This window comes from Bosea sp. NBC_00550 (assembly GCF_026020075.1).
Taxonomy (GTDB): domain Bacteria; phylum Pseudomonadota; class Alphaproteobacteria; order Rhizobiales; family Beijerinckiaceae; genus Allobosea.
On the sequence record NZ_CP102772.1, the window covers coordinates 2,249,429 to 2,260,852 of the forward strand.

At 66.9% G+C, this 11,424-nt stretch carries 9 protein-coding genes; 3 read left to right on the top strand and 6 right to left on the bottom strand.

The genetic code is table 11. The features are described from left to right. Positions 1-226 precede the first annotated feature (226 nt). The 6 genes from NWE53_RS10750 to NWE53_RS10775 form a co-directional block, all read right to left on the bottom strand. On the bottom strand, positions 227-1,336 hold the full coding sequence (locus NWE53_RS10750) for a sulfite oxidase (protein ID WP_265054292.1): 1,110 nt from the start codon (positions 1,334-1,336) through the stop codon (positions 227-229). A 110-nt stretch (positions 1,337-1,446) separates the two neighbouring features. Next, the gene (locus NWE53_RS10755) at positions 1,447-3,162 is read right to left on the bottom strand and encodes an AMP-binding protein (RefSeq protein ID WP_265054293.1); all 1,716 of its coding nucleotides are present in this window, start codon (positions 3,160-3,162) and stop codon (positions 1,447-1,449) included. 204 nt (positions 3,163-3,366) lie between these two features. Then, the gene (locus NWE53_RS10760) at positions 3,367-5,451 is read right to left on the bottom strand and encodes an elongation factor G (protein ID WP_265054294.1); all 2,085 of its coding nucleotides are present in this window, start codon (positions 5,449-5,451) and stop codon (positions 3,367-3,369) included. Positions 5,452-5,696: 245 nt separating this feature from the next. Beyond that, positions 5,697-7,106 carry a DUF1254 domain-containing protein gene (locus tag NWE53_RS10765; protein WP_265054295.1) on the bottom strand — a complete coding sequence of 470 codons (1,410 nt, stop codon included), beginning with the start codon at positions 7,104-7,106 and terminating at the stop codon, positions 5,697-5,699. A 223-nt stretch (positions 7,107-7,329) separates the two neighbouring features. Beyond that, the gene (locus NWE53_RS10770) at positions 7,330-7,542 is read right to left on the bottom strand and encodes a DUF4287 domain-containing protein (RefSeq protein WP_265054296.1); all 213 of its coding nucleotides are present in this window, start codon (positions 7,540-7,542) and stop codon (positions 7,330-7,332) included. Positions 7,543-7,623: 81 nt separating this feature from the next. Then, a complete protein-coding gene (locus tag NWE53_RS10775) occupies positions 7,624-8,412 on the bottom strand; it encodes an SDR family NAD(P)-dependent oxidoreductase (protein ID WP_265054297.1) in 789 nt (262 codons plus the stop codon). Positions 8,413-8,615: 203 nt separating this feature from the next. Between NWE53_RS10775 and rplS the strand changes: the two genes are divergently transcribed. The 3 genes from rplS (at position 8,616) to NWE53_RS10790 (ending at position 11,415) form a co-directional block, all read left to right on the top strand. Next, entirely contained in the window at positions 8,616-9,011 is a 396-nt protein-coding gene (gene rplS / locus NWE53_RS10780; protein WP_265054298.1) for a 50S ribosomal protein L19, read from the top strand. Positions 9,012-9,340: 329 nt separating this feature from the next. Further along, positions 9,341-9,790 carry a MarR family winged helix-turn-helix transcriptional regulator gene (locus tag NWE53_RS10785; protein ID WP_265054299.1) on the top strand — a complete coding sequence of 150 codons (450 nt, stop codon included), beginning with the start codon at positions 9,341-9,343 and terminating at the stop codon, positions 9,788-9,790. Next, the gene (locus tag NWE53_RS10790; protein ID WP_265054300.1) at positions 9,787-11,415 is read left to right on the top strand and encodes an efflux MFS transporter permease; all 1,629 of its coding nucleotides are present in this window, start codon (positions 9,787-9,789) and stop codon (positions 11,413-11,415) included. The genes NWE53_RS10785 and NWE53_RS10790 overlap by 4 nt, the downstream gene beginning before the upstream one ends. Positions 11,416-11,424: the final 9 nt, after the last annotated feature.

The following is an 11,424-nucleotide window of genomic DNA, read 5'->3' on the forward strand; positions in this document are numbered from 1 at the left end:
GGATCCATGCCTGAACCTTCAACGGAAGCGCTCCGGAATGGATCCCGGGTCAAGCCCGGGATGACGGCGTGGTTCCGTACAAGATCAGCGCGCTATGATTTTGGCGAATGGGAGTAGCCGCCCCGGTCGCCGATGGGAGGGAGGAGGAGAGACCGGGGCGGCGGAGCCTTGCCGAAGCGGCGGGCCCGGACATTAGACGCGGCAGCGCCGAAAAAGGTTCAAATCTTCAAGCAACCGCGGAGCCGCGCACGCGCTGCACCTGATTATTGCAGTAACCGCGCGGATTCCAGACAATTTCGAGAGGCTGGCTGTTGCCGGCAACGTCGTGCGCCCGCGCCATGATCACGAACGGGCCGGCCCGCTCGGCGGAAATCTCCGTCTCGAAGCGCCGCCAGGCAAAGACCCCCTCGCCCGGCTGCAATGGTATCTCCTGCCAGCTCTCGCCGCCGTCGCTGGAGAGCTGGACCGAAGCGAGCGGAATGGCGCCGCTCCAGGCAAAGCCGCCGACCGTCAGACGCTCGCCGGATTTGACACTGAAGCCATCGACGGGCGTCGTGATCAGCGATTTCACCGGCATATCGGTGATCACCGCGAAATTCGCCGGTTCGAGTGCATCGCCCGGGCGCATCGGCTGGATCGGAAGCCGGTAATCCGTCCCGCGCATCTTCTCGCCGTCATGCTCGATGGGGCGCAGGCTGACCCGGTCGAGCCATTTCTGCCAGGCCGAGCCGGGATAGCCCGGCGCCACGATCCGCAGCGGGCCGCCATGCAGGCGGGGCAGCGGCTCGCCATTCATCGCGAAGGCGATCAGCGTCTCCGGGGCCAGCGCCTTGGCCATCGGCAGACCGCGCGAGAGCGCAGCTTTCTCCGGCTTCCCGATCTGCCGGTCGGGCGCATGATGCGCGGTATAGACGGCGCTCGGCTTCGGCCCCGCATGTTCGAGCACATCCGCCAGCCGCACGCCGGTCCAGCGCGCGCAGCCGACGGCGCCGAGCCGCCATTGCAGCCCGTCCGTTGCCGGCGAGAACTGCGAACGGCCATTGCCGGCGCATTCGAGGACGGCGGTGACCGTGACCTCCTCGAAGCGCTGGCGCAGCCCCGCGACGGTCCAGACGGTCGGCCGCTCGACCTCACCGTCGATCGTCAGCGTCCACTCGCGCTCGTCGCCGATCTCGGGCAATTCGCCGTTGTTGCGGATGAAGAAGGAATCGATCGGCGTGATCGACTCGTCGAGCAGCGCGAGCCCCGGCTCGGCGTTCAGGGCCTCTTCCTCGTAGACATGGAGCCCGGGCTTCAGCCGGCGCAGCAGCGGTAGTTCGACGAGACGACGAGGCAAACGGCGATCTTCTCCGTGGCGGACCCGCGGCGGCGATTCAGCCCCGCGGCGGCCGGCACAGAAGACACATTGTTCCCCCGGCTGTCGACCGCCTCGCGCGTCGCAGCCTCTCAGCGCTTGGCGACGACCTCTTCGCGGAGCGCCCGCCGCAGCACCTTGCCGACATTGGTCTTCGGCAGGGTCTCCCGGAAGAAGATCTGCTTGGGCACCTTGTAGCCGGTCAGATTCTCCTTGCAGTAGGCGCGCAGCTCATCCGCCGTCAGGGTCTGGTCCTTGCGCACGACGAAGGCCGTGACCGCCTCGCCCGAATGCTCGTCGGGCAGGCCGATCACCGCCGATTCCAGCACGCCCGGATGCGCGGCGAGCACGTCCTCGACCTCGTTCGGATAGACGTTGAAGCCGGAGACCAGGACCATGTCCTTCATCCGGTCGACGACCTTGACCTGACCGTCCGGCAGCATCACGCCGATGTCGCCGCTGCGGAAATAGCCGTCAGCCGTCATCGCCTTGGCGGTCTCGTCCGGACGGTTCCAGTAACCCACCATCACCTGCGGCCCGCGGATGCAGATCTCGCCGGCCTCGCCCAGCGGCATGTCGCTGCCCTCGGCGTCGCGGATGGCGATCTGCGTGGAGGGGATCGGATAGCCGATGGTGCCGCTGAACTCCTGGATGTCGGGTCGGTTGATCGTCGCGATCGGCGAGGTTTCCGAGAGCCCGTAGCCCTCGATGATCGGCCGCCCGGTCACGGCCTTCCAGTGCTTGGCGACAGCGGCCTGCGTCGCCATGCCGCCGGCGACGGCGAAGCGCATCTCGGTGAAATCGACGTCCTTGATCTCCGGATGGTTGGCGAGGGCGTTGTAGAGCGTGTTGACCCCGGAGAAGAGCGTGAAGCGGCTCGCCTTCAGCGTCTTGATGAAGCCGGGAATGTCGCGGGGGTTGGCGATCAGCAGGCTCTTGGCGCCGATCCGCAGCAGGAACATGCAGCAACAGGTCAGCGCGAAGATGTGGTAGAGCGGCAGCGCCGTCACCATGACGTGCTGATAGTCGCTGCGGCCGAGCGGCGGCTCCAGCATCCACTCCAGCCACAGGCCGGCCTGCTGGACATTGGCCGCGACATTGCGATGCGTCAGCGTCGCGCCCTTGGCGATGCCGGTCGTGCCGCCCGTATACTGCAGAAACGCAACATCCTCCGGCGCTACGGCCACGGGCGTCATCGCCGCACCGCCGTGGAGGATCTGCTGGAGAGGAATCGCTTCGGGCAGGTTGAACGGCTTGACCACCTTCTTGATCCGCCGCGCGACGAAATTGACGATCTTGCCCTTGAAGCCCATCAGATCGCCCGCCGTGGCGATGACGACGGAGTCGATCTTCAGGTTCGGCTTCGCCTCCTCGACGACATGGGCAAAGTTCTCGATCACCACGAGCACCCGCGCGCCGGCGTCGTTGACCTGATGGGTCAGCTCGCGCGCCGTGTAGAGCGGATTGACGTTGACCACGGTGAAGCCGCCGAGCAGCGTGCCGAAGATCGCCGCCGGATAGGCCAGGATGTTCGGCATCATCAACGCGACGCGGTCGCCCTTCTTCAGCCCCTGCGCCTGCAGCCATCCCGCGAACGCCTCGGCCGCGGCCTGCGTCTCGGCGAAGGTGATCGTCTTGCCGAAGCTCTCGAAGGCCGGCCGGCTGCCATAGCGCGTGCAGGCGGAGCGGATCAGGTCGGCCAGCGTCCCGATCTTGGCTTCGTCCAGCTCCGGCGGCACCGCCGGCGGATAATGCGCAAGCCACGGGCGTGAATCAGTCTTGGCCTGCGTGGCGCCGATCGCGTTCATCGTCCCTCCCTCTCACCCGGTTACCGGCCTGTGGCCGGCTCCGAGCCTTGTCATCGTCATAGAGTGCGGAACGGCGGGCGAAGGCGCAAGCGCCGGCTATCCGCCCCGCAATGTTCATATATAAACTGTTCGAAAGAGGCGAAAGCAAGCAAAACCGGAAGCCGCACGGCTTCCGGTTCGGCTTTCTCGCGAAAGGCGCGGGCGTCAGCGCCCCTGGGCCACGGCCAGAGCGTGGGCCGAGACGACCGCCTCCGCAGGTTTGCCCGCAAGCTCGGCCAGATGATCGAAGCGAGCGCTGAAGGAGCCAACACCGGAGGTGGCCGAGCGCAGCTCGACGATCAGCCCCATCATCTCGGCCTCCGGAACCAGCGCCCTGATCTGGTCCCAGCCGCGCCAGCCGGGCCGCGTGTCATAGCCCAGGATCTGCCCGCGCCGGGCGGAGATCAGCGCGGAGGCGCGCGACATCGCCTCCGAGGGAATGACCACATCGACGGACAGGATCGGCTCGAGCAGAACGGGCTTCGCCTGCGGCATCGCCTCGTTCATCGCCAGCCGCGCCGCCTGCCGGAAGGCCATGTCGGAGGAATCGACGGTGTGGTAGGAGCCGTCGGTCAGCGTGACCGCGAGATCGACGACCGGGAAGCCGAGCGGCCCCTTGTCGCAGAAATCCCGCATGCCGGCCTCGACCGAGCCGATATACTGGCGCGGCACCACGCCACCGGCGATCTTGTCGACGAAGCGGATGCCCTCCCCGCGCGGCAGCGGCGCGACCTCGATCACGACATCGCCATACTGGCCATGGCCGCCGCTCTGCTTGCGGTGCCGGCCCCGTGCGCCGGCCTGGCCGCGGATGGTTTCGCGGTAGCCGACCTGCGGCGGCCGGCTCGCCACCGCCACGCCATAGCGGCCCGCGAGCTTCTCCAGCGCGACACGCAGATGCATCTCGCCCTGGCCGGACAAGCGGGTCTCGCCGAGCTCCGGCACCTGGGTGACCGAAAGCGCCGCATCCTCCTCGGTCAATCGCTGCAGGGCGGCCGCAAGCCGGACATCGTCCTTGCGTTCCTTCACCGCGATCGCGACGGCATGGACCGCCTCGGGCGGCGCGATCGCGCTGACGACGCTTGCACGCTGCTTGCCGAGCATGAAGGAATCGCCGGTCTCGATCCCCTCCAGCTTGGCGAAGGCCGCGACCTCGCCCTCCTCGGCCGCGGGCTTGCGGCTCTGCTCCGCGCCCTTCAGCGCCAGGACGCCGGCGATGCGGGCCTCGACCCCGGCAGACGAGGTCACGACATCCCCTTCGGCCAGGCGCCCGCGCATGACCCGCGCCAGCGAGAGCTTGCCGCCCTGGCTCGAATGCCAGGTCTTCATCACCTGGGCGAGCGGCGGTCCCTCCGGCAGGATACCGGTCCGCCCACGCGTCTCGGCCAGGCCCGGCGCCTCGTGGCGGAGCGCCTTGAGCAGCCGCGTCACGCCATTGCCGCGTTCCGCCGCGCCGATCAGCACCGGCACGACATGGCGATGCTGCAGCTCGCGGGCGAGATCGTCGAAGATGCGGTCGCGCGGCGGCTCCATGTCGCCGAGCAGTTCCTCCATCAGTTCGTCGTCGTAATCGGCGAGCCGCTCGAGCATGGAGAAACGCGCTTCCTTCTCGCGGTCGCTCTCGTCGATCGCCAGCGGCACGACCTCGCTCGGCGCATGCTCGCGATAGATGAAGGCCCGCTCCAGAGCGAGATCGATGAAGCCGACGGCGATGCCCTTTTGCCAGATCGGGATCTGGCGCAGCAGCAGCGGGGTGCGCGACGCCCGCTGCAGGATGCCGAGCGTCTCGCGCACACGGCGCGAGGCCGTGTCGATCTTGTTGAGGAAGAGGAAGCGCGGAATGTCGGCCTCCTCGAGCTCGCGCAGCACGAGCTCCAGCGCCGGCGCCTTGCGGTCATCCGCCTCGCAGACCACGACGGCGGCATCGACCACCGGCAGGACATGCCGCATCTCGTGCAGGAACTCGACCGAGCCGGGACAATCGATGAAATGGAAGATGTCGCCGAGGAAATCGACCGTCGCGACGCTGGGCTCCGTGCTCATCTGGTGGGCGCGGGCCTCGGGCGCGGCATCGCCGACCGTATTGCCGCCCTTGACGGAGCCCGTGCGCGAGAGCGCGCCGCACCGCATCAGGATGCTTTCGAGCAAGGTGGTCTTGCCGCTCTGAAAGGGGCCGACGATCGCGATGCATCGCGGCCCCGCGCGTCGGGTGCCGCGGGCTTCGTCTCCCTTGCCGTTCTGTGCTGCCATGACGTCCTCCTGCGGGTTGGGCCGCGTGGAGGGCTGGAGCCCGTTCCGGCGCGGCTGGAGGCCGGCGCGGCGGGAAAGCGAAGCCGAGACGCCGGTCGGGCGGCGGTCGCACCGGCCCGAGCAGGTCGGGCGGCCGTCGAGAGGCTATCGTGCAGGAAGGTTCGCGCCGTTCCGCGGTCGGTGCAAGGGAATTGTCTGCTGCGCTGCGACGATGCGGAGGAGACGACAGGGCGTCATGCGCGGCCTCACGGCTGCGACAGGCGCTCGGCATCCGGCAGTTTCCAACTCTTGTCGAAGAGCGGCTTCTCCGGTCCGTAAAGCCGGAACAGCAATTCGAACTTGCGGTTCGGGTCGGTCGGCACCCAATTCGCTTCCTTGCCGGCCGGCGCCTGTGGACCGAAGAACACGTCGACCGAACCATCCGGATTCTTCTGCACCCCGGGGCCGATCGAGGCGAGGCTGGCCCGGTTCATGTTCTTGACGAGGGCGTGGGTTTCCCGGTCGTAGACCGTCGCCGACCAGTATTGCTTCACCGGCGCGTTGGGCGGCACGGTCAGCCTGTAGCTGGCGCCGCCGTCGAACGGGTTGCCGTCCTTGTCCTTGTTTGCCATCAGGTAGAACTGCGCGGTACCGATCCGCTTGATGCCGGTGAAGCCGAGCGTATAGGTCACGCCGCGCGCATCGACGGGATAGAGGTCGATATCGGCGTAGCCGTTCTGGACCGCCTTGATGACCTCTGGCATCGCGGCTGGAAACCAGCGGATACCCTGGTTGATGACGGGGAACCCGGCCTCGTAGCGCTGCGAGAGCAGCGCGCGGGCTTCCCTGGCGCCCGCCTCGAGAGCGTCCTGCGTCTTCGCATCGGGGGTGAAGGGCTTGCCCTTCTCGATGCCGAGCGTCTTGAGCTGGTCGATCATCGCCCGGTCGCGCTGCAGCCAGGGTTCGTTCTGCACGACGCGGTCGAGGTTGCGATAGAAGCTGGCGTCGTACTTGATCGTCGAGTCGAACATCACGTCATAGGCGTCGACGAAATTCGTCGCCGGCGGGCTCGCGGCGCGCGACAGCGGGTAGATTCTGACCTGCTTGCCATAGGCGACCGATTTCGCGATGTCCGCCGCGCTGTGGCTCGGCAAATTGGCGCGCAGCAGTGCAAAGCCGCTATAGCTGTCGGACGGCAGATGGAAATAGCCTGCCGGAACCCTGCCCTTGTAGCCCGGCGGCGTGATCAGGTACTTGCCGCCTGTGCCCCTGTCCGCCCCTTCCGGCCCGGCATCCTCGAGCGGCATCTGCCAGATGGTGACGATGTTGCCGGCGATCGATCCACCCTTTGCCGGAGGAATCTGGATGACGACCGGGCCGTCCTTCACGTTCCAGAACGACATGAAGTAGATCGAATCCGGGTTCGGCGTCAGCGTCTGGTTCTTCCAGTTCACCGGCTGCGACCAGAAGACGATATCGTTGGGCTTCGCCTTGGTCTTGCTGAGAGCCTCCTGAAGCATCAGATCGGTATTGACCGCAGGCATGGCCCAGATCATGGCCTCTGTCGCACGCCGTTCGACGCTGCGGCGCGCCAGCTCGTCCGCAGGGACTGTCTGAGCTTGAACCGCAAGCCCGTGCAGGGCCAGCATCGCGCCACCAAACCAGCTTAACCGCATCGTCCTCTCCCGCGCAAAGGCTTGGATCGGCAACTTCGCACGCCTCCCCGACCTGTCGATGCTGTAACGGTTACAAGCGCATCGCCCGCGCGCCGCTTTGGGGATGATGCGGGGCAATGGCCTGCCGCGCCGCGACAGCGGCTCCTGCGCACGCCGCCGAACGGCAAACTGTTCAGGACCGAATAGGCGGGAAACTGGACCGATCCACCGAGGCCACAGTCCGTCAGTCCGGATTGCCGGCGCGATAATGGGCCACCAGCGCATTGGCATGGCCGTGCCCCATCGTGTGCTCCGCCTTGAGCACCGCGACCATCTCGGAATGCTTCTTCTCCTTCATCCCATCGATGATCGAAAGCCAATGATCGATCGACTGGCCGTAGGTCTTCTCGATAGAGGGGAAATACGAGGCAGGGCCTTTGACCTTTTCGGCAGACATCTTGACCTCATTTCCTTTTTTGCTCAGCCCCGCCTGTGCGGCAACACGAAGACCGCCGGATGAAGACACAACCGACCTCGCCTACAGGTTCCGTCGCTCGCCGCGCAGCGTGGCGAGACCGATGCCGACCGCGTCGAAGCCGCCATCGACGGCCAGCACCTGCCCGGTGATGTAGCTCGCCTTGTCCGAGCACAGGAAGAAGATCGACTCGGCCAATTCCTCCTCCCGCCCGTAGCGGGCGAGCGGAATGGCGTCGCGATAGTCGGCGCGGATCTCGGCGCTGTGCACGGCCTTGGCCATCGCGGTCTCGACAGGGCCCGGCGCGACCGCGTTGACCCGGATGCCGAGCCCCGCGAGCTCCGCCGCCTGCTGCTTGGTCAGATGCGCCAGCCCCGCCTTCGAGGTGCCGTAGGCGACGCGCAGGGTCGAGGCGCGCAGGCCGGAGATCGAGGTGATGTTGACGATGGCGCCGCCGCCATGGTCGGCCATCAGCGGCGCGGCGAGCTGCGTCGCCAGGAACGGGCCGGTGAGATTGACCGCGAGCACCCGCTGCCACTCCTCATAGGTCGTTTCCAGCAGCGGCTTGAACACCGCGGTTCCCGCGTTGTTGACGAGCGCATCGAGCCGCCCGAAACGCTTGGTCAGCCCGGCGAAGGCCGCTTCGAGCTGCGCGGGCACGGCCACGTCGCAGGGCAGCACCAGCGTCCGCTCCGGCTCGGCGATCTCCGCCGCCGCTCGCTCCAGACCGGCCCCGTCGATGTCGAGCAGCCCGACCTGCCAGCCTTCGGTCAGGAAGCGCTTGGCGGTGGCAAGCCCGATGCCGCGCGCGGCGCCGGTGACGAGGGCGGTCTTCGTGGTCGTCTCGGTCATGGCCTGTCGTCCCGCTGGTATCTCGGTTCCGGCAAGGCTATGCATATCGCCATTGTCGCCAACAAGCGGTTCCTCGCCGGCGCGCTTTGCCGGCATTGCCGCTCGACAAATGCACGGGTGTCCTGTATGGCCCCGCACTCAACTGAAAACAGCGCGCCGTAACGCCCGCGTGTCCACACGCGAACACGGCCATGGAGAGACCCATGAACATCATCGAACAGCTCGACCAGGAGCAGATTGCCAAGCTGAGCGAGGGCCGCGAGATTCCGCAGTTCCAGCCCGGCGACACCGTGCAGGTCAACGTCAAGGTCAAGGAAGGCGAGCGCAGCCGCGTCCAGGCCTATGAGGGCGTCGTGATCGCCCGCAACGGCGGCGGGCTCAACCAGAGCTTCACCGTCCGCAAGATTTCCTATGGCGAGGGCGTCGAGCGCGTCTTCCCGCTGTTCTCGCCGAACCTCGATTCGATCAAGGTCATCCGCAAGGGCAAGGTGCGCCGCGCCAAGCTCTATTACCTGCGCGATCGCCGCGGCAAGTCGGCCCGTATCGCCGAGCGCGTCGATGCCAAGCCCGCCAAGGGCCAGAAGGCCGCCGGCAAGTAAGCCGCAGCCTCAGCGCGAGAAGATTGGAACGCGGTCCTTCGGGACCGCGTTTTTTTGTCGCCTGGAATGGTCCCCGAAATCTGCCGGCGTCGCACGGAGACGCGCCGTCATCCCGGGCTTGACCAGGAATCCATGCCGGAGCGCTTCCGGTCGAGGTTCAGGCCTGGATCCCGGATCTCCGCTTCGCTCCGTCCGGGATGACACGCTCGCCGACGCATCAACCCCAAGACATTCTAAAAACGCATCTCAAGGCTCAGTTTTGTCGGTTGATATGCGTCCTAGTCAGATATAAGTATGCCAATCATTAGCATGCTACTTATGTTCGCCCTATGGATCACGCACAGCTTCAGGCCGCCTTCACTGCCGAGCTCGCTTCCGTCAACCGGAAGCTGAGGGCGCTCGTCGACGAGCGTGCCCGCGGCATGGGGCTGACCCTTGCCCGCGCCCGCCTGCTGATGGAGCTCGCCCGCGAGGACGGCCCGATTCAGTCCGATCTCGCCGACTTGCTCGACATCGAGCAGCCGACGCTGGTGCGTCTCCTCGACGGTCTCGAGCGCAACGGCATGATCGAGCGCCGAGCCGTCGAGGGCGACCGGCGCGCGCGCCGCGTCTTCCTGACCGAGACAGCTCGCGCCCAGGCGCAGGACATCCTGAACTTCCTCGCCGAACTGCGCGCCGGCATCCTGCAAGGCATCGCACCGGCCGAGCTGGAGACCGCGCTCGACGTCCTGCGCCGTACCTCGCGCAACATCGTCGCCGGGCGGAGCGCCGCCCCATGAGCGCGACCGAAACGACGATCGCTCCCACCGCCGCGCCTCCGGCCGGGCTCACCATGCCGCCCGCCCGCGCCCTCGCCTACATGCTCGCTTCGGTGACGCTGGCGATGACGCAGCAGATCGGCCAGAACATCGTCAACACGAACGTCTACCAGATCCAGGGCGAGCTCGGCGCCACCATCGCCGAGACCAACTGGCTGATCGCCGCCTATATGGCGCCGAACGTCTCGCTCTCGATCGCGCTGATCAAGATCCGCATGCAGTACGGACTGCGCAATTTCGCGGAGATCAGCCTCGCCGGCTTCGTCCTCGCGGCGCTGCTCAACTTCTTCTTCGTCCACGATTTGCAATCGGCCGTGATGGTCCGCTTCATGAGCGGCATGGCGGCGGCGCCGATGTCCTCGCTCGCCTTTTTCTACATGATCGAGCCCCTGCCCCCGCAGAAGAAGCTCACCGTAGGCATCTCGCTGGCGCTGACCAACACCACGCTCGGTATCCCGGTGACGCGGCTGATCTCGCCCTGGCTCCTCGATATCGGCGGCTTCCATGGCCTGACCCTGTTCGAGGCGGGGCTCGCCATGGTCGCCTTCGGCTTCGTCTACGCGCTGCCGCTGACCTCGCCGCCGCGGGTGAAGTGGATCGGCCCGCTCGATCTCGTCAGCTATCTGTTCATCGCGATCGGCTTCGGCTCGATCGCGATCGCGCTCAGCCTGGGCCGGATCTACTGGTGGTTCGAGGCGCCCTGGCTCGGCTGGCTCCTTGCCTGTGCGGTCGTCTGCCTGATGCTGGCCGCGATCATCGAACTGCACCGCGAAAGCCCGCTCATCGATATCCGCTGGCTCACCAGCCCTGCGACGCTGCATTTCGCCGGTGCCTTGCTTCTGCTGCGCGTCGTCCTGGCGGAGCAGACGGTCGGCGCCTCCAACTTCTTCCAGGCGCTCGGCATCCAGAACGAGCAGACCCTGTCGCTCTACGGCGTGATCCTCTGCACGATCCTGGCGGGAGGGCTGACCTGCGCGCTTTTGCTGCGCCCCGGCCGCGAGAACTGGTTCTATGGCACGGCGCTGGCCTGTGTCGCGCTCGGCGCCTGGCTCGACAGCGGCGCCACCAGCCAGACCCGGCCGCACGACATCTATCTCAGCCAGGCGTTGGTCGCCTATGGCTCCGCGCTGTTCCTGCCGGCGGCGATGGCACAGGGGCTCGGCGGGGCGATCGCGCGCGGGCCGATCTACATTCTGAGCTTCATCACCGTCTTCCTGTTCACGCAGAGCATCGGCGGCCTGCTCGGCTCGGCGATCTTCGGCAGCTTCATCACCCTGCGCACCAGCTTCCACTACCATGTGCTGGCCGAGCGTTTCGCGATGTCCGACCCGCTCGTCGCCCAGCGCATCAGCCAGCTCGGCGGCAGCTACGGCCATGTCCTGACCGACACGACGCTGACGCGGGCCGAAGGCGTGACGCTGCTCGCCCAGCAGGCGACGCGGGAGGCGACCGTGCTCGCCTATAACGATGCCTTCCTGCTGATCTCGCTGATCGCCGGCCTGGCCTTGGCCGGCCTCCTCCTCCACCTTGCCGTCCTGCGCTTCAGGGCGCGCTTCACCACCGCCCCTGCCCCGGCAGCCGGCTGACCCAACGTA

Coding starts and splice junctions, on each gene's coding strand:
- NWE53_RS10765 (WP_265054295.1), bottom strand. CDS start 7,106: ATGCGGTTAAGCTGGTTTGGTGGCGCGATGCTGGCCCTGCACGGGCTT.
- NWE53_RS10775 (WP_265054297.1), bottom strand. CDS start 8,412: ATGACCGAGACGACCACGAAGACCGCCCTCGTCACCGGCGCCGCGCGC.
- NWE53_RS10790 (WP_265054300.1), top strand. CDS start 9,787: ATGAGCGCGACCGAAACGACGATCGCTCCCACCGCCGCGCCTCCGGCC.
- NWE53_RS10760 (WP_265054294.1), bottom strand. CDS start 5,451: ATGGCAGCACAGAACGGCAAGGGAGACGAAGCCCGCGGCACCCGACGC.
- NWE53_RS10755 (WP_265054293.1), bottom strand. CDS start 3,162: ATGAACGCGATCGGCGCCACGCAGGCCAAGACTGATTCACGCCCGTGG.
- NWE53_RS10785 (WP_265054299.1), top strand. CDS start 9,341: ATGGATCACGCACAGCTTCAGGCCGCCTTCACTGCCGAGCTCGCTTCC.
- NWE53_RS10770 (WP_265054296.1), bottom strand. CDS start 7,542: ATGTCTGCCGAAAAGGTCAAAGGCCCTGCCTCGTATTTCCCCTCTATC.
- rplS (WP_265054298.1), top strand. CDS start 8,616: ATGAACATCATCGAACAGCTCGACCAGGAGCAGATTGCCAAGCTGAGC.